Source organism: Pseudomonas sp. OTU5201, assembly GCF_038440135.1.
In the GTDB taxonomy this organism is placed as follows: Bacteria; Pseudomonadota; Gammaproteobacteria; order Pseudomonadales; family Pseudomonadaceae; genus Metapseudomonas; species Metapseudomonas resinovorans.
On record NZ_JASATC010000002.1, the window covers coordinates 41957 to 59118 of the forward strand.

14 protein-coding genes and 1 pseudogene are annotated in these 17162 nt (G+C 62.7%); 6 read left to right on the forward strand and 9 right to left on the reverse strand.

Annotation, left to right across the window (positions count from 1 at the left end):
- Positions 1 to 85 precede the first annotated feature (85 nt).
- Entirely contained in the window at positions 86 to 1243 is a 1158-nt protein-coding gene (locus tag AAHM40_RS01435) for an aromatic ring-hydroxylating oxygenase subunit alpha (protein ID WP_342243110.1), read from the forward strand.
- Positions 1244 to 1339: 96 nt separating this feature from the next.
- Here AAHM40_RS01435 and AAHM40_RS01440 read toward each other — a convergent pair whose 3' ends face one another.
- From AAHM40_RS01440 to plsB, 5 genes and pseudogenes are all read right to left on the reverse strand, one after another.
- The gene (locus AAHM40_RS01440) at positions 1340 to 2017 is read right to left on the reverse strand and encodes a DUF4197 domain-containing protein (protein ID WP_342243111.1); all 678 of its coding nucleotides are present in this window, start codon (positions 2015 to 2017) and stop codon (positions 1340 to 1342) included.
- 43 nt (positions 2018 to 2060) lie between these two features.
- A pseudogene (locus tag AAHM40_RS01445) lies at positions 2061 to 2306 on the reverse strand (YbaY family lipoprotein); the annotation flags it as partial.
- Positions 2307 to 2465: 159 nt separating this feature from the next.
- Positions 2466 to 3671, reverse strand: coding sequence for a hypothetical protein (locus AAHM40_RS01450; protein ID WP_342243112.1), 1206 nt, complete (start codon positions 3669 to 3671; stop codon positions 2466 to 2468).
- Entirely contained in the window at positions 3668 to 3934 is a 267-nt protein-coding gene (locus AAHM40_RS01455; RefSeq protein ID WP_342243113.1) for a hypothetical protein, read from the reverse strand. Before AAHM40_RS01455 ends, AAHM40_RS01450 begins: the two co-directional genes overlap by 4 nt.
- Before the next feature lie 178 nt (positions 3935 to 4112).
- Positions 4113 to 6611, reverse strand: coding sequence for a glycerol-3-phosphate 1-O-acyltransferase PlsB (gene plsB / locus AAHM40_RS01460; protein WP_342243114.1), 2499 nt, complete (start codon positions 6609 to 6611; stop codon positions 4113 to 4115).
- Positions 6612 to 6842: 231 nt separating this feature from the next.
- Between plsB and AAHM40_RS01465 the strand changes: the two genes are divergently transcribed.
- The 5 genes from AAHM40_RS01465 to AAHM40_RS01485 all read left to right on the forward strand — a co-directional run bounded on the left by AAHM40_RS01465 (position 6843) and on the right by AAHM40_RS01485 (position 11878).
- A complete protein-coding gene (locus AAHM40_RS01465) occupies positions 6843 to 7766 on the forward strand; it encodes an ABC transporter ATP-binding protein (protein WP_342243115.1) in 924 nt (307 codons plus the stop codon).
- A complete protein-coding gene (locus AAHM40_RS01470) occupies positions 7763 to 8497 on the forward strand; it encodes an ABC transporter permease subunit (protein WP_342243116.1) in 735 nt (244 codons plus the stop codon). The genes AAHM40_RS01465 and AAHM40_RS01470 overlap by 4 nt, the downstream gene beginning before the upstream one ends.
- A gap of 2 nt (positions 8498 to 8499) precedes the next feature.
- On the forward strand, positions 8500 to 10335 hold the full coding sequence (locus tag AAHM40_RS01475) for a GldG family protein (RefSeq protein ID WP_342243117.1): 1836 nt from the start codon (positions 8500 to 8502) through the stop codon (positions 10333 to 10335).
- A gap of 10 nt (positions 10336 to 10345) precedes the next feature.
- Positions 10346 to 11341: a DUF4340 domain-containing protein gene (locus tag AAHM40_RS01480; RefSeq protein ID WP_342243118.1), complete on the forward strand. Its 996-nt coding sequence runs from the start codon at positions 10346 to 10348 to the stop codon at positions 11339 to 11341.
- A 327-nt stretch (positions 11342 to 11668) separates the two neighbouring features.
- A complete protein-coding gene (locus tag AAHM40_RS01485) occupies positions 11669 to 11878 on the forward strand; it encodes a cold-shock protein (RefSeq protein WP_016494409.1) in 210 nt (69 codons plus the stop codon).
- A gap of 74 nt (positions 11879 to 11952) precedes the next feature.
- On the opposite strand, the gene AAHM40_RS01490 is transcribed toward AAHM40_RS01485, so the two are convergent.
- The 4 genes from AAHM40_RS01490 to AAHM40_RS01505 form a co-directional block, all read right to left on the reverse strand.
- Complete coding sequence (locus AAHM40_RS01490; RefSeq protein WP_342243119.1) at positions 11953 to 12324, reverse strand: hypothetical protein; 372 nt, start codon at positions 12322 to 12324, stop codon at positions 11953 to 11955.
- A gap of 10 nt (positions 12325 to 12334) precedes the next feature.
- On the reverse strand, positions 12335 to 13138 hold the full coding sequence (locus tag AAHM40_RS01495; RefSeq protein WP_342243120.1) for a putative RNA methyltransferase: 804 nt from the start codon (positions 13136 to 13138) through the stop codon (positions 12335 to 12337).
- Positions 13138 to 14280: a succinyl-diaminopimelate desuccinylase gene (gene dapE, locus AAHM40_RS01500; protein ID WP_342243121.1), complete on the reverse strand. Its 1143-nt coding sequence runs from the start codon at positions 14278 to 14280 to the stop codon at positions 13138 to 13140. The genes AAHM40_RS01495 and dapE overlap by 1 nt, the downstream gene beginning before the upstream one ends.
- A gap of 103 nt (positions 14281 to 14383) precedes the next feature.
- Positions 14384 to 16978, reverse strand: a complete 2595-nt coding sequence (locus AAHM40_RS01505) for a glycosyltransferase (protein WP_342243122.1) — start codon at positions 16976 to 16978, stop codon at positions 14384 to 14386.
- Between the last annotated feature and the right edge of the window lie 184 nt (positions 16979 to 17162).

Genomic DNA, 17162 nt, shown 5'->3' on the forward strand with positions numbered 1-17162 from the left:
TTCCTCTCCGGCGCTTGGCGTCGTCGCCAGCCAGGCAGAGACTGGCCGGGCTCGCCACCGCCAATAGCCACAAGAAGAGGTGCCCATGCAGCATGCGACCCAGGTGGAATTGCTCAAGCGAACCTTGGCCCTGGTGGAACGGGGCATATCCGAATGCCTCGACGCGCCTTCATCGTTGCCGGTGGATGCCTATCTCGATGAACAGCGATACCGCCGCGAGCGCGACGAGGTTCTGCGCCGCGAACCGCTGTTGGTGGCTCGTTCCAGCGAGGTTCCAGCCGGTCATTTCATCACCCGCGACCTCTTGGCGCCGCTGCTGCTGACCCGCGATGAGCACGGCCAACTGCGCGCGTTTCTCAATGTCTGCAAGCACCGGGGCACTCAGTTGGTGGGTGATGCCAGTGGACGTAACCGGGTATTCGTCTGCCCCTATCACGCCTGGTCCTACAACCCGGACGGCCAACTCCGCGGCATCCCCCATGGCTATGGCTTCGAGGGCATAGACCGGGCTTGCCTGAACCTCACTGAGGTACCGGTCGCCGAGCGCTTCGGCGCTATCTGGGCGCGCCACTCACCCGGGCCGGCACTGGACATGGACGCCTTCTTCGGCGAGCAGATCCTGGCCGACTTCGACAGCTTCGCCCTGGATGAGCATGTGCTCTTCGATCCCCGGGACATTCGCCGGCCGGTGAACTGGAAGCTGACCATCGACACTTTCCTGGAGAATTACCACGTCTCCAGGGCTCACCAGGCCACCATCGATCACCTGTTCTGGCCCAATCTGGGGCTGTTCGAGCGCTTCGGCCGGCATATCCGCAACTACTACGTGAAGCGCAATCTGCGTGAGGTTCTCGATCAGCCTGAACGTGACTGGAACCTGCGGCGCCACGGTAACCTGCTGTATTTCCTCTGGCCCAACACCCTGGTACTGGTGGAGCCGGACCATATCGATTTTTCCACCGTGTTCCCAGACGGCCCCCTCGCCACCCGCGTGCTAGGCCACACTCTGCTGCCGGTAGCTCCGGCGACGGAGAAGGCGCAGCGTTATTTCGAGAAGAACAATGCCATTCTCTACTCGGCGCTGGAGGAGGACTTCGCCATGGCGGCACGGGTGCAGGCCGGGATTCAGGCCGGCGCCAGCGAGCGGCTCTGGCATGGGCGTTTCGAGCAGGCCCTGCGCTGGTTTCACCAGGGGCTGGATGAAGCGTTGGGGGATGAGCGGGTGGCGGTGTTGGCAAAGTGAATTCACATCCGATATGCCGCTCATTCACTGGCGCTTGTTGGTCGTTCAAAGAAAAAGCCCGGCATCACGCCGGGCTCATCAGTACCTGGTTGAGGCTCAAATCGCTCCAAACACCTTCTTCGCCAGACCAGTGGCGGCACCTGCCGGGTTCTGGCGGATGCTGGCCTCCTGCTCGGCAATCATCTTGAACAGGCCGTCCAGGGCTTCCTCGGTCACGTAGCTCTCGATATTGGCGCTCTTGGCATCCACCACGCCAAAGCTCGCAGCCTGGCCTGCAAAGCTGTTGTATTGCTGAGCCAGACCGACCTTGTCGGTGGCCTGCTTGACGATGGGCAGGAACTTGGCGCGAAGCTGGTCGCGGCTGGACTTGTTCAGGTACTGAGTGGCGGCGTCATCCGGGCCGCTGAGGATGCCCTTGGCGTCCTGCACGGTCATCTTCTTCACGGCGTCCACCAGCATTGCCTGGGCCTGGGGTACTGCGGCTTCGGCGGCCTTGTTCATGGTGGCTTCGAGCTGTTCCACCTGGGCGCCCATGCCCATCATCTTCATGGTCTTGGCGGCCTTACCGAGGTTGCCCGGAAGTTCGATGCGGACATCCGGGTTATCGGCGAAGCCTCCCGGTTTGCCCAATTGCTGGACGGCGACCTTGGCGCCCTGGGTCAGCGCGTCCTTCAGGCCGCCAGTGGCATCCGACTGACTGAGATCGGCGATGGAAAGGGCGAAGGCGCTGGCAGACAGGGCGAGGCCGGCGCAGAGGGTGGCAAAGCGGATCATTGCGGCATCCTTGTGGCTAGGGGAGAGGACGGTCTATTTGTACTCAGCGGACCGGGTCGACCTTGATGCGAAGTGGCTGCGGGTCGGAGCCGTCGAGTTTAACCGAGTGCTGCTCGGTACTGATGAACATCAGCCAGCCGTCCAGTTCGATGCGCGCACTCACCGCGTAGCGGTGGTTGGACTGTCCCTTGGCGGGGTCGTATTCGAGCCGGAAGGCCAGCGGCACCTAGCCCTCTATCGGTCCCTGCTGGTGGGCCAATTCCAAGGCCGGGGCAGGCAACCAGCAGACTACCGGCAAGGATCACGGGCAGTGCTTTCATCAGGACCTCGGGGTCATGTGGGATCAACAGATGCCACTATGGAAGGCCAAGCACGATGAGCCATGGTGCCAGGTCAAGACGCCCGAAAATGACATCGCCCCCGAGTGGGGGGCGATGTGGCCGTGGGGTCAGTGCGGATTGTCGTCCAGTGCCGTGCTGGATATGGCGTTGAGGGTGTCGTTGAACTGCACCGTTTCGTTGAAGGATTTGACCAAGGCGCGGAAACGATCCTTGGCGGCGATCAGTTGCTTGAGTTTCTCGGCCAGTTCGTCGTCCTTGCGATTGAGCGCGGCCTCGCGCTCCTCCAGGGCTTCGGCACGGCGCCCCAGGGATTCGGCCAGCTCATCGTTGCGTTGCTTCTCCAGGCGCAGGCTTTCGGCAAGCTTGGCGGTACCGCGGTCGCGCGCTTCGACGCTTTCGGCCAGGGCCTTGAGGGCAGCGCTGCGCTCGGCGAGGGCGCGCGCGTTGTCCTCGGCGCTCCGTTCCAGATTGGAGACTTCGCGCGTAAGGCGTGCTTCCAGCAGCCGCAGTTGTTCGTCCTTGTCCGCGAGGAGGCGCTCCTTCTCCTGCAGCTGCGCCTTGCGTTGCTCCAGGTTCTCCTGATGCTTCAGCGCGTCCAGTTTCTGCTGGGTCAGGCCCTTGGCCATGTCTGCGAGGGAGTCGAGGGTGCTCTGCACGTCGTACAGGACGCTGTCGGTATCGCTGCCGAGGAACGCCGCTGCGGAGCGCTCGATCGCTACTTCGGTCTCGGTGCTGGTCATCGGTGAGGGCGTCCCAGACTGAGGGATGCAATGTCGTATGTCCTCGATTTCGAGGGGGCGTTCAGTCTCGATCCTGGCCTGTGGCTGTGGCTGTGGCTGTGGCTGTGGCTGTGGATCAGGCTGAGGTTCAGGTTCAGGCTGGGACTCAGGTTCAGTCTCGAAAGGAGCTGCCGAGGAAGGCGCGTCATCATCAGCGTCCTCATCACTGGTATGTACGTCAGTTTGCTCGTGCGAGATCACTTCCGGGGCTTCCTCGGCGATCTGGGTGGGCTCCGCAACGGGAGTGTCGGCGATGGCGGGGACGGTCAGGCTGAAGTCCACGCCAAGGGAGCGGCTGTCGATGGGGAAGGGCGGGGTTGCCGTGATGTCGGCTTCGTCCACCAGCGGTGGGCGGGTGGACGGCAGTGGCTCACCGGTGTTGGCACTTTCGCGGGTGGCGATCAGCCTGTTCAACGCTGATCGGTTGATGGCCAGGTTGTGGTGCGAGCCTGTCGTGGCCGGCCTCTGGTCCGCGCCTGTGAGATCACCCTTGAGCTGAACGAAGTGGAATTCCAGCTTTTCAGTCGTGCTCATGATTCATCCCCCTTGGTGATCTGCTTGAGCACCTGCACGGCGTACTGCCATTCCTGTTCGGACTCCAGGCCGGCCAGGCTATAGCCGCTTTCCTGCGGTACGGCGCTCGCCACATAGACCTTGGAGGTGCCTTGGCGACCTTCTTCGTTGAGGGTGTAGACGAGGATGTTGCGGTCAATCAGGGGGATGGCGAAGCTGCACAGGACGGCAGCGTTGACCACCTCTCCGGTCTCTTTCTCGACAGTGATGGTTCTCAGCAGCATGGGGGGCTTCCGTATTCGGGACTGGTGATGCGCTCGGATAGCCGAGGCGGCGCAGAGCCGAATGGTACGGAGGGGATCCCGGCACGCCTGCCGGGAGCGGTCTTATTGTGACGTGGGAACGGTCTTAGTCGGGCAGCGTAACGAAGGCGCCAGGCCCGGAGGCCTGGTATTGCAAGGGTCAGCCAGCTTCTGCCGGGGCTTCCGGCTCGGCCTCGGTCTGGCGATCGAGGGCTACCTGGCGGATGGACAGACGGATCTCCGCCGGCAGCACGCGCTTGGCGGCGCCTTCAGCCAACTCGCCGAGCAACTCGTGGTAGCTCAGCTTGCCGGCTTCGTCGCGACGCAGGACGCGCTGGTCCAGCAGGGTCTGGATGAAGTGCCGGAACAAGCTCTTGTCGAAGAACTCCGGGGCGTTCAATCCATGGAGAATCGACAGGCGCTGCGCCATGACGGTGCAGAGGTCTTCCAGTTCCTCGGCACTCAACTGGTTCTGCCCAGCGTTCAGCAGCAGCGCGATGGCCATGTAGAAGCGTTGAAGAGTCTGGACGATGGCGCGGGCCAGTAGCGTCAGCAGGACGAACTGTCGCGAGCTCGGTGCCGGGCGCACATATACGTCGCCTTCGACTTTGAGCAGGCCTTGTTCGACGAAGGCGGCCAGCCATTGGTCGACCACGCCTTCCACCTCGCTGGCGTCCCAGCGGATGAACAGCTCGGCCTGCAGGTAGGGATAGAGCGCGCGCGTATAACGCAGGATCTGCTCACGGCTCATTCGCGCGCTGCTCTGGAAGAAACACGCCAGCAGTGCCGGCAGCGCGAACACGTGGAGCACGTTGTTGCGGTAGTAGGTCATGAGGACGGCGTTCTGCTCGTCCAGATAGAGGATCTTGCCCAGCGCATCTTTCTGCTCGGCCAGCAGGTTCATGCTCTGCACGTACTGGATCAGCGCCTGGCCATCGCCTTCCGGCAGGGTGGCGTGAGGCGAATAGGGGACGGCGCGGAGCAGCGCCAGGTAGAGATCGAGCACACGGGTCAGGGCGCGTTCGTCCAGGGCCAGGCGACTGGTGGAGAGCAGTGCCAGGGCCACCAGGTTGACCGGGTTGATGGCCGCCGCGTCGTTGAGGTGGCGTGCAATGCGCACGGCCAACTGATTGGTGGTGTCGTTGAGCCAGGCCGGGCGGAACTGCGGGCCCAACTCCTGGGTACGCCAGTCCGGTTGCTGCTGGTCGAGGAACTCGGCCAGCTTGATCGGTTCGCCGAAGTTCACCGCCACGGAGCCGAAGCGCAGCTTCAGGGCACCGATGACTTTGAACAGGTCGAAGATGGATTCCTTCTTCTTGCTCGCACCGCGCAACTCACCCAGGTAAGTGCGACCTTCCAGCACGCGCTCGTAACCGATGTATACCGGCACGAAGACGATGGGCAGACGCGAGGAGCGGAGGAAGCTGCGCAGGGTGATGGCGAGCATGCCGGTCTTCGGATGCAGCATGCGCCCCGTGCGCGAGCGCCCACCTTCGACGAAGTACTCCACCGGGAAGCCGCGGCTGAACAGGGTGTGCAGGTATTCGTTGAAGACAGCCGTGTACAGCGGATTGCCCTTGAAGGTGCGGCGCATGAAGAACGCGCCGCCACGGCGCAACAAGCCGCCGATCACCGGCATGTTGAGGTTGATGCCGGCGGCGATGTGCGGCGGGGTCAGGCCGTTGCGGAACAGCAGGTAGGACAGCAGCAGGTAATCGATATGGCTGCGGTGGCAGGGCACGTAGATGACTTCATGGCCCTGGGCGATGTCTTGCACGCCTTCGATATGGCTGACCTTGATGCCTTCGTACAGCTTGTTCCAGAACCAGGACAGCACGACCTCGAGGAAGCGGATGGCGGTGTAGGCGAAATCGGAGGCGATTTCGTTGCCGTACTTCAGCGCCTGGGCCTCGGCTGTGGGCAGGCTGATCTTCTCGCGCTCGGCTTCCTCGGCCATGGCCTGGCGTACCTGGGGCGCGCGCACCAATCCCTTGACCAGGTTTCGGCGATGGGAAAGGTCGGGGCCGATGACTGCGGTCTTCTGATTGCGGAAGTGCACCCGCAGGATGCGGTTGACCATACGCAGGGTGCGCTCCGGGCCCTTGTCCTGCGCCACCAGTTCGCGCAGGTGGATCGGGGCGGAGAACTGCACGCGGGTCTTGCGGCCGAGGATGAGGATGCTGACCAGCTTGCGCAGGCGTCCGGTTACCGCCCAGCTGTCGGCGAACAGCAGCTTCCATGGGCTCGTTTCGCGATCAGGCGACTGCCCCCAGAACACCGTTACCGGGATGATCTGCGCATCTTCCACCGCATTCTGCTCAATGGCGCCCAACACCCGTACCAGCGTGGGAGAGGCACCGCGCTTGTCCTGGCCGCCAAGCCAGCCCGGCTCCGGCGACAGGTAGAAGAACGCGGCTGGCTCCAGCAGGTCGCCCACCGCCACCGGCAGCACCGGACGAGGTAAGCCGGCCTTGGTGCATTCCCGGTCCACCACCGCCAGGTCGCTGGCCGACGGTTGCTGCAGCACGTAGAGCACCGGCTTGCTGCGGTCGAGCTTCAAGGTAAAGGCGGATTGGTTGATGGTCTCCGAGCGCACCCAGAGGTAGAGCAGGCGGCGCAGGGCACCAAAGGCAAGGCGGCGGAAGGGGGAGCGGGTCATGACGGGGGTAATGCTGTGAAACGAGCGATTGCTCGGGGCGGCTAGTTTGCCGTATTCGCCGCCGGGTCGCAAAAAGCCACTGGCTGTCGCTTCTACCCGAATATTCCTGCAACTTTTCGCACAGGTGGCTGTCTTGCAATGCCTGCGGGGGACTCCTTATAGTCCGCCAGCGTTTTGCAAGGCCCCGGTGGCCAGCATGGCCAGGGGCTGCTCCCTTCGGGACTAGAGGCCATGATCGAGATAACAAATCTGACCAAGCGCTTTGCGCATCATACTGCCGTTGACAATCTGTCCTTCAGCGTCGCACCTGGGGAGGTGCTGGGGTTTCTGGGCCCCAACGGCGCAGGCAAATCCACCACGATGAAGATGCTTACCGGTTTCCTTGCCCCTACCTCCGGTACCGCGAGCATCTTCGGCTTCGATATCCAGACCCAGACACTCAGGGCCCAGCGGGAAATCGGCTATTTGCCAGAAGGTGCCCCGTGCTACGGCGATATGACGGTACGTGGATTCCTCGAGTTCATTGCCGAGGTCCGTGGCTATCGCGGTGCCGAGAAAAGGGAGCGGGTAAGCCGGGCGGTGGGCCAGGTCGAGCTCGAGAATGTCTGTGGCCAGTCCATCGAGACGCTCTCCAAGGGCTTCAAGCGTCGTGTCGGCCTGGCTCAGGCCATACTCCATGACCCGCGCGCGCTGATTCTCGACGAGCCTACCGACGGCCTCGACCCGAACCAGAAGCATCAGGTTCGCCAGCTCATCCAGAGCCTGGCCCGCGACAAGATCGTGATCATCTCCACCCATATCCTCGAAGAGGTCGCGGCGGTCTGCACCCGCGCCCTGGTGATCGCTTCCGGCAAGGTAGTGGCAGACGGCACGCCGTTCGAACTGGAAAGCCGTTCGCGCTATCACCAGGCTGTCACCCTGGTCGCCGAGGAGCCGCTGGACATGCTCGCCCTGGCCGTACTGCCGGGCGTTGCCGGTATCGAGGAGAACGCCATCGAAGGTGGCCTGACCATCCTGGCCAAGCCGGGTGAGGTGATCTTCCCGCAGGTGAATCAGTTGATCCACCAGCGTGGCTGGAAAGTGAAGGAGCTGGACGTGGAGCGCGGCCGTCTCGACGAAGTATTCCGTCGACTGACCCGGGGAGAAGCGGCATGAGGCAGTTGCTGGTGATCTTCAAACGCGAGCTGGCGAGCTACTTCGCCACCCCGCTGGCTTATGTGTTCATCGTGATCTTCCTGGTGCTCTCCGGGGTCTTCACGTTCTATCTGGGCGGCTTCTACGAAAGCGGCCAGGCGAGCCTCGCGCCGTTCTTCAATTTTCACCCCTGGCTCTACCTGTTCCTGGTGCCGGCCATCGCGATGCGCCTTTGGGCCGAGGAGCGCAAGTCCGGCTCCATCGAGTTGCTGATGACCCTTCCCATCACCCGTTTCGAAGCGGTCACCGGCAAGTTCTTCGCTGCTTGGGCCTTCTCCGGGCTGGCGCTGCTGCTGACGTTCCCGATGGTGCTCACGGTCAACTACCTGGGCGAGCCGGACAATGGCGCCATCATTACCGGCTATATCGGCAGCTGGCTGCTGGCTGGGGCCTTCCTTGCCATTGGATCGTGCATGTCGGCGCTGGCCAAGAACCAGGTGATCGCCTTCATCCTCGCCGTCAGCGTGTGCTTCCTGTTCATCGTCAGCGGCTTCCCGCTGGTGCTCGATGCGTTCAGCACCTGGGCGCCTCAGTGGCTGCTGGACGCTGTGGCCTCGCTGAGTTTCCTGACCCGTTTCGATGCCATCAGCAAGGGCGTGATCGACCTGCGTGACCTGCTCTACTTCGTCACCCTGATCGCCGCCTGGCTAGCCGCCACCGCCGTGGTGGTCGATCTGAAGAAGGCCGACTGAACATGAAGAAACTGATGTATTCCAGTGCCGGGCTGCTGCTGATTGCCCTGGCTTTCCTGGCGTTCAACATGCTCGCCGGGCTGACCCTGACCAATGCGCGGGTCGACCTGACCGAACAGAAGCTCTACACCATCTCCGACGGGACGAAGAAGATCCTTGGCGAGATCGACGAGCCCATCAATCTCTACTTCTTCTATTCCGACAAGACAGCCAAGGATCTGGTGGTACTGCGCAACTACGCGCGGCGGGTGGAAGAGATGCTGAAGGCCTATGAGCGGGCCGCCGACGGGAAGATCAAGCTGCACATCGTCGACCCGGAACCCTTCTCCGAGGATGAGGACAAGGCCGCCGAGTTCGGTCTGCAGGCTGTGCCGCTGCAGCAGGGGGGCGACCAGGTCTACTTTGGCCTGGCCGGTACCAACGGCGTCGACGACACCCAGATCATCCCGTTCTTCCCGCTGGACCAGGAGGAGTTTCTCGAGTACGAGATCAGTCGCCTGGTGCAGAGCCTGGCCAAGCCGGAGCGACCGGTGGTGGGTGTGCTCTCCGGGCTGCAGCTCAATGGCGGTTTCGACATGATGAGCCGCCAGCCGACTCCGGCCTGGATGGTGATGGAGGAGATCCGTCAGTTGTTCCAGATCGAGAGCCTGAAGAACGACATCGACCAGATTCCCGAGAAGGTTTCGGTGCTGCTGTTGGTGCATCCGAAGAACCTGCCAGAGCAAACCCAGTACGCCATCGACCAGTTCGTCCTGCGCGGTGGCAAGCTGCTGGCCTTCGTCGACCCCTGGAGTGAGGCCGACACCGGTATGGAGATGCCGGGCGAGCCAGGCGGCGACAAGTCCTCCGATCTGGATTCCCTGTTCAAGGCCTGGGGCCTGCAGATGGTGCCTGGCAAGGTGCTGGGCGACGGCGCCAATGCCATGTCGGTCAGCATGGGCCAGGACAAACCGCCCGCGCGTCATGCTGCGTGGCTCAACCTGCCCAGGCACAGCCTCGACCAGAGCGATGTCAGCACGGCTGGTCTGGAGAGCATCACCGTAGCCACCGCCGGGATTCTGAAACCGCTGGATGGCGCCAAGACCCACTTCGTACCGTTGATTCAGAGCTCCGAGTACTCGATGCCGTTCGACGTGCAGCGCTTCGGCATGCTTGCTGATCCCGAGGAGCTGATCCGCGAACTCAAACCCACGGGTGATCGCTACACGGTGGCCGCACGCATCAGTGGTCCGGCGGAGTCGGCTTTCCCCAACGGTATCGAAGGGCGCAAGGATGGCCTGAAGTCGGCAGCGAACATCAATGTGATCGCCGTCGCCGACACCGATATCCTCAGTGACCGCATGTGGGTGCAGGTGCAGGACTTCTTCGGCCAGCGTGTACCGCAACCCTGGGCCGATAACTCCGGCTTCGCCATCAACGCGCTGGATAACCTGGCCGGTTCCGATGCGTTGATCAGCGTGCGCTCCCGCGGCCGCTTCAGCCGTCCGTTCGACGTCGTGGAGAATCTCCAGCGCGACGCCGAGGTGAAGTTCCGCGAACAGGAGCAGGAACTCCAGCAGCGGCTGGCCGACACTGAGCAGAAGCTGGCATCGCTGCAGCAGAGCCAGGACCCCGCCAAGGCTCTGGAACTGACTCCGGAACAACAGACTGCGTTGCAGCAATTCATCCAGGAGAAGCTGCGCATTCGCAAGGAACTGCGCGATGTGCGCTTCCAGCTCAATGCCAACATCGAAGACCTGGGACGCACCCTGAAATTCATCAATATCGCCCTGGTGCCGCTGGTGTTGACCCTGGGTGTGCTGGTGCTGTGGTTCTGGCGCCGTCGGCGCAAGGCATAAGGGGAGTAGCATGGGACGCAAAGGTCTGATCTTTCTTGCCCTGCTGGCCGCCGGCCTGACGGCAGCCTACGTCATCCAGCAGGACGGCTCGCGGCCTCAACCGCAGCCACCCAGCGCCAGCCGCGAGTTATGGCTGCCCGAGCTGCAAGGCCAGTCGGCAGCGGTGACCGCGCTGGACGTGCGACTGCCCGGGCAGCCCGATCTCCAGTTGGTTCGTAAGGACGGCGTCTGGGTACTACCGGCCAAGGCCGACTACCCGGCAGCGGGACAACCCGTAGCGGCCTTGCTACGGGCGCTGACGGAAGCGCGCAAGGTGGAGGCCAAGACCGCCAATCCCGAATTGCATGGCCGTGTCGGCCTTGCCGACAAGGGCAGCGTCGAGGAGCAGGGTGCGCGGATCACGCTGGAACGCGGCAGCGAAGCCCCTCTGGAGTTGCTGGTCGGCAAGCCCGCACAGCAGGGCAAGGGGCAACTGGTTCGTCGCTACGGTGACAACCAGGTGTGGCTGGTCGACCAGGCCATGCCGATGCCGCAGACTGAACTCAACTGGCTGGATCGCCGAGTGATCGATATTCCGTTCGCCAGTGTCCGGCAGGTGGAGGTTGTCTATCCGAACGGCAGCCGCCTGACTGTCTACCGCGATTCGGTTAAGGAGCCCAATCTCAAGCTCAAGCAACTGCCGAAAGGTCGCCGTCTGGCCTACGAGGCTGCAGCCAATGGTATGGCCACCCTCTTCGCTGGCCTGGAATTCGCCGACAACGCCCCTCTGGCGCAGGTGCAGTTCAAAGGCAAGCCGATGCTGGCGTTCAGCCTTTCCACCTTCGATGGTGGCGAGTTGCGTGGCGAGGTCTACGGACAGGGCGAGCAACCCTGGCTGGTACTCAAGGACAGACAGAAGCTGAGCAACGACCAAGTGCCGGGCAAGCTGGATTGGGCTTATCGACTGGAGCCATTCCAATATCAGGCACTGGCCAAGAGGCTCGAGGATGTACTTGCTGCCAAGTAGTGCAAGTTATTGAGGGACGGCGGTAAATCGGACAATGGACCGTTCATTTCCGCCTCTCCTTATGCCCCATTTTGTACTTCCAAAGAACCAAAAAAGGGCGTCCAGCCCGCGTGGCACGGCCATTCTGCACTGTCATAAAAAAGTGCTTTTCAGCGCGAACTCTTGTCGTATACTCCGGTCGCGGTCATAAAAAGAACGCCATTCGAATACCCGCTCCAAGCTTGATTCCGCCGGGGTTGGATATAACAAGAAGAACGTCTTTACCGCACCGTCGAAACCCCCAATAAAGGGGGAAAACAACAAAATTGCGAGTTGGAGAGAGCAGTAATGGCTGATCGTGAGGTCGGAACCGTCAAGTGGTTCAATGACGCCAAGGGCTATGGTTTCATTCAGCGCGAAAGCGGTCCTGATGTGTTCGTTCACTACCGCGCTATCCGCGGCGAGGGTCACCGCTCTCTGCTGGAAGGCCAGAAAGTGGAGTTTTCCGTGATCCAGGGTCAGAAAGGCCTGCAGGCGGAAGACGTCGCCAAGGTCTGAGACTCAAAAACAAAAGGCCCGTCAGTGACGGGCCTTTTGCTTTCTGTGATTCCTGTATCCGGGCAGCCGGTTTTTCAATCGGTGCGCCAGATGAATTCCTGCTCGCCTTCTGCATTCACCTTGATCCAGCGGTCGGCATCCTCTTCGCCCTGAGTTTCCTGCCAGCCACCTGGCGCGCAGCGGATTTCGATCCCAAGGGCCGCAAAGGCTGCACGGGCGCAACCCAGATCATCGTCCCAAGGCGTGGCTTCGCTCTCCAAGTAGAGGCTGTTCCATTTTCCGACGGCTTTCGGTAGCCAGGTGACCGGGATGCTTCCCGCCAGGCATTTGAAGGTTTGTCCCTTTTGCTGCCAGGGCGTACAGGCACCCAGCGCCTCGTTGAGCCAGGCAGTTACGGCTTCCTGGTCGGTGTCCTTGAGGTAAATCTCGATATCGGGTTGGCGCATGGGGGACTCCCTAAACTTTCTCGATCCAATCGTAGCGAATGGACACCGTCACATCGAAGGCTTCTGCCACCACAGCTGCACGGCGCTCGGCATTGGCGCGCCAGCCGTGCGGGGTCATGGCCAAGAGGTCGGCGCGAGCCTCGGCGTCGGCCAGGTGGAGGCTATAGGTCAACGTCTCGCTGTGGGCCAGGCGCATGCCCGTCGGGATCTGCGCCAGGTGCTTCTGATCGTCGTAGTCGCGGACCTCGTCGTAGAGCTTCTCGCGCAACTCCAGCAGGTGGCCACGGGTTGGCCCCATGCGCAGCAAACCACCGCCGGGCGCCAGCAGGCGCAACGCCTCCTGCCAATCCAGTGGACTGAAGACGCTGGCCAGCAATTGGCAGCTGCCATCAGCCAGGGGCACTCGCGCCATGCTCGCCACCAGCCAGTGCAGCTGCGAGGTGCGGCGGCAGGCGCGTTTCACCGCTTCACGAGAGATATCCAGGGCGTAGCCGTCGGTCGCGGGCAGGGCCATGGCCAACTGGCTGGTGTAATAGCCCTCGCCGCAGCCGATATCCAGCCAGCGTTCGGGATCGTACTTGGCCGCGAGCGCAGCCAGGCGATTGGCCAGCGGTGCGTAGTGGCCGCCATCGAGGAACCGCCTGCGGGCTTCGACCATGGTGGCGTTGTCGCCCGGGTCACGGCTTTTCTTGTGCTGTACCGGCAGCAGGTTGTAGTAGCCCTGGCGCGCGCGGTCGAAGCTGTGGTTGGCCGGGCATACCAGTCCCCGGTCGTGGGCGCTCAGAACGCCCTGGCAGAGGGGGCAGATGAGCATCATTGGGCAAGCAGGCGGACCAAGGTCTGCTGGTAGATGTCGGCCAGCAGGTCCAGGTCGCTGGCCAGCACTCGTTCGTTGACCTGGTGGATTGTCGCGTTCACCGGGCCGAGTTCGACCACCTGGGTACCCATGGTTGCGATGAAACGGCCATCGGAGGTGCCGCCGCTGGTGGACGGGGTGGTATCGCGGCCGGTGATGGCTTTGATGCTGGCGGACACGGCGTCCAGCAACTCACCGGGCTGGGTGAGGAAGGGCAGGCCGGACAGGGCCCATTCCAGGTGGTAGTCCAGGCCGTGCTTGCTGAGGATGGCCTCGACGCGGCGCTGCAGGCCTTCCACGGTGGACTCGGTGGAGAAGCGGAAGTTGAATACCGCCACCAACTCGCCAGGGATCACGTTGGTGGCGCCGGTGCCGGAGTTGAGGTTGGAGACCTGGAAACTGGTCGGCGGGAAGAAGGCGTTACCGTCGTCCCAGTGCTCGGCAGCTAGTTCGGCCAGAGCCGGGGCGACCAGGTGAATGGGGTTCTTCGCCAGGTGCGGGTAAGCCACGTGGCCTTGCACACCGCGTACGGTCAGCTTGCCGCCCAGGGAGCCGCGACGGCCGTTCTTCACCACATCACCTACCAGCGAGGTACTCGACGGTTCACCGACGATGCACCAGTCCAGGCGCTCGCCACGGGCGGCCAGGCGCTCGACCACGGCCTTGGTGCCGTGGTGGGCGGGGCCTTCTTCGTCACTGGTGATGAGGAAGGCGATGGCGCCCTTGTGTTGCGGGTATTCGGCGACGAAACGCTCAACCGCCACCACCATGGCCGCCAGGCTGCCCTTCATGTCCGCCGCGCCACGGCCGCAGAGCATGCCCTGTTCGTCGATCAGGGCCGCGAATGGCTGATGCTGCCAGGCTTGCACCGGGCCAGTCGGCACTACGTCGGTATGACCCGCGAAGCAGAGCACCGGGCCCTCACCGCCACGGATGGCCCAGAAGTTCTCCACGTCCTCGATACGCATGCGCTCGATGCGAAAGCCCGCGGCTTCCAGCCGGCGCATCATCAGGTCCTGGCAGCCTTCGTCGACCGGGGTGACCGAGGGGCGACGGATAAGCTCGCAGGCGAGTTCGAGGGTGGGGGACAGGGCAGGCATGGAAGGCTCCGGAAAGCAGCGCGGAAACTGACAGGGTGAAAAGGCGGTTATCTTAAAGCAAGAACGGCGGCCAATGGCCGCCGTTTAAGGGTTTCGCTTGCTATCAGGCAGTAGCGACTTCTTCTTCCTGCTCCTCCTGGCCCTTTGGCAGGGAGGAGAGCAGGGCCATGATCAGCGCCGCCAGGTAGGGCAGTGACTGTACCAGCAGCATGGCCACCCAGAATTTCACATCCGGACTGGGCATGCCCTGGACGATGGCGATGCCAATGGCCGCGCCCCAGAGCAGCAGCATCACGAAGACCTCCTCGCGGGCTTCGGCCAGGGCCATCAGCAGCCCGTGGTTGGTCCGCATCTTCGGCGTGCGGAAGAACGGAATGCTCTTGGTGAAGAAACCATAGAGCACGGCCTTGGCGATGGTGTGCGAAAGCGCGAGCCCCGCCACCGCGGCGCAGAAGGCGTCCTTCAGGTTGACTCCCACCGCGCGCTGGTAGAGGAACACGATCTTGCCCACCTTGAAGAAGAACAGCGCCAGCGGCGGGATGGCGAAGATCAGCAGTGGCGGGTCGACCCGTTGCGGCACGATGATCATCGCCGCGGACCAGAGCAAGGCACCGATGGTGAAGAAGATGTTCAGGCCATCGGCGACCCAGGGCAGCCAGCCTGCAATGAAGTGGTAGCGCTGTCCTTGCTTGAGCTTGGAGTCCTGGCCCAGGAACAGGCTGCGGGCGTGGCCCTTCATGATCTGGATGGCGCCGTAGGCCCAACGGAAACGCTGCTTCTTGTAGTCGATGAAGGTGTCCGGCATCAGTCCACGGCCAAAGCTCTCGTGCGCGTAGGCCGCGGCATATCCGCTCTTGAACACACGCAGACCCAGTTCGGCGTCTTCGCAAATGGTCCAGTCGGCCCATTTCAGCTCGTCCATCACGCTGCGACGGATCATGGTCATGGTGCCGTGCTGGATGATGGCATTGCGGTCGTTGCGGGTGACCATGCCGATGTGGAAGAAGCCCTTGTACTCCGCGTAGCAGAGCTTCTTGAAGGTGTTCTCGTTACCGTCGCGATAGTCTTGCGGTGACTGCACCACGGCGATATCCGGGTCGGCGAAGTGCGGAACCATGTACTTCAGCCAGTTGCGGTCGACACAGTAGTCGGAGTCGATCACCGCGACGACTTCGGCGTCCGGTGCGGTGTACGGCAGGATGTAGTTCAGCGCACCACCCTTGAAGCCTTCCAGCGGGGCAACGTGGAAGAACTTGAAGCGCGGGCCCAGCTGTTCGCAATAGTCGCGCACCGGCTCCCAGACGGCAGGGTCCTTGGTGTTGTTGTCGATGATCAGGACTTCGTAGTCCGGATAGTCGAGATTGGCCAGGGCGTCGAGGGTCTGTTTGACCATCTCCGGCGGTTCGTTGTAGCAGGGCACATGCACCGAGACTTTCGGGCGGTATGCGCTGTCGGCCAGTACCGGCAGGAACGGACGCCGGCGCTTGCGTACCCAGACGGCTTCGGCCAGCTCGTGGGCCTCGGTCAGCAGCACGATGAACACGCCGAGCGCGCCGACACCGAGTAACAGGCCGACAGTCAGGCTGAACCAGGTGCTGTATTGCTGGCTGTAGTCGTAGGCGATCCAGACCAGTACCGAGCCGCCGGCGAAGGCGACGAAGGTCAGGAAGGTACGGCCGCGCTGGCGCAGGGCACTTCCGTCGATCAGCATCAGGGCCAGGGCCAGTAGTGCCATGACTACCGAGGCCACCGCGAGCATGCGCCATTGGGGGATCGCAATCACCGGGCCTTCGAAGGCGAATTTCGGCTGGCGCTCCAGATTGTAGACGCCCCAATAGGCACCCACCGCCCCCTCGTCACTGGCCTTCCACGGCTGGTCGAAGGCTTCGATCACGAAGTAGTTGTAGCCCTTGGCGTTCAGGGCGTTGACCAGGGTGCGCAAGTAGATGGCCTGGTCGGCCTGGGAGGCATCGGCACCGCCGCGCATGCGGCCGTTGCTCGGCCAACCCACTTCCGAGAGGAGCAGGGGCTTTTTCGGGAAGGCCTTCTTCAGGTCCTTGGCGCGTTCCAGGACGAACTCGGTGGAGTCCTCCATCGGCACGAATTCCCAGTACGGCAGCACGTGGGCCGCAACCAGGTCCACGTGTTTGGCCAGTTCCGGGTATTTCAGCCAGATATGCCACTGTTCGGACGTGGTTACCGGCACTTTAACGGCTGCGCGCACGCGGTCCAGGTAGACCATCAGGTCCTTGCGGCTGATCTCGCGGCGGAACAGGGCTTCGTTGCCTACGACCACGCGAACGACGCTGCGGGAGGAGTTGGCGATTTCGATGGCCTTGGCGATCTCGCGCTCGTTGCGCTCTTCATCCGGGCTGATCCAGACGCCCAGGGTCACCCGCAGGCCGAATTCCTCGGCCAGGCGAGGGATGTCCGCCAGGGTGCCGTCGACCGAGTAGGTCCGGATGTTGTCGGTCTGCTTGCTCAGCAGCTCGAGGTCCTGACGGATTTGCTCGTCGTTGGGGTAACGGTTTTGCTGAGGGTTCTGATCCGCGCGGAAGGGCGAGAAAGAGTAGCCGGAGATCTGTTCCGGCCAATCCGGCGCGGTGACCGGGCGGTTGTAAAGTGCCCAGATACCGGTGAACAACGCGGCAACTGCCACGAAGACCACCAGGTTGAGTCCAAATTTACGCGATGGCATAGAGGTCAAGGGTTCCGAAGCTTGGAACTAGGGTAGGGCCAGCGGGTTGCTGGTCGGCGCGAATCCTACCCCGGCGCCCAACAGCTGTATAGATTGCAACCAGCCGGAGAGCCAGATGGCTGTCTCCGACCGTTCGTTTGTTTGCCAGAGGCCCCAGAAGTTCGGGCGATGTGGCAAAAAGCCG

Excerpts from the sequence above, each read along its gene's own strand:
- AAHM40_RS01435 (WP_342243110.1), top strand. The coding sequence starts at position 86 with ATGCAGCATGCGACCCAGGTGGAATTGCTCAAGCGAACCTTGGCCCTG.
- AAHM40_RS01440 (WP_342243111.1), bottom strand. The coding sequence starts at position 2,017 with ATGATCCGCTTTGCCACCCTCTGCGCCGGCCTCGCCCTGTCTGCCAGC.
- AAHM40_RS01450 (WP_342243112.1), bottom strand. The coding sequence starts at position 3,671 with ATGAGCACGACTGAAAAGCTGGAATTCCACTTCGTTCAGCTCAAGGGT.
- AAHM40_RS01455 (WP_342243113.1), bottom strand. The coding sequence starts at position 3,934 with ATGCTGCTGAGAACCATCACTGTCGAGAAAGAGACCGGAGAGGTGGTC.
- plsB (WP_342243114.1), bottom strand. The coding sequence starts at position 6,611 with ATGACCCGCTCCCCCTTCCGCCGCCTTGCCTTTGGTGCCCTGCGCCGC.
- AAHM40_RS01465 (WP_342243115.1), top strand. The coding sequence starts at position 6,843 with ATGATCGAGATAACAAATCTGACCAAGCGCTTTGCGCATCATACTGCC.
- AAHM40_RS01470 (WP_342243116.1), top strand. The coding sequence starts at position 7,763 with ATGAGGCAGTTGCTGGTGATCTTCAAACGCGAGCTGGCGAGCTACTTC.
- AAHM40_RS01475 (WP_342243117.1), top strand. The coding sequence starts at position 8,500 with ATGAAGAAACTGATGTATTCCAGTGCCGGGCTGCTGCTGATTGCCCTG.
- AAHM40_RS01480 (WP_342243118.1), top strand. The coding sequence starts at position 10,346 with ATGGGACGCAAAGGTCTGATCTTTCTTGCCCTGCTGGCCGCCGGCCTG.
- AAHM40_RS01485 (WP_016494409.1), top strand. The coding sequence starts at position 11,669 with ATGGCTGATCGTGAGGTCGGAACCGTCAAGTGGTTCAATGACGCCAAG.
- AAHM40_RS01490 (WP_342243119.1), bottom strand. The coding sequence starts at position 12,324 with ATGCGCCAACCCGATATCGAGATTTACCTCAAGGACACCGACCAGGAA.
- AAHM40_RS01495 (WP_342243120.1), bottom strand. The coding sequence starts at position 13,138 with ATGCTCATCTGCCCCCTCTGCCAGGGCGTTCTGAGCGCCCACGACCGG.
- dapE (WP_342243121.1), bottom strand. The coding sequence starts at position 14,280 with ATGCCTGCCCTGTCCCCCACCCTCGAACTCGCCTGCGAGCTTATCCGT.
- AAHM40_RS01505 (WP_342243122.1), bottom strand. The coding sequence starts at position 16,978 with ATGCCATCGCGTAAATTTGGACTCAACCTGGTGGTCTTCGTGGCAGTT.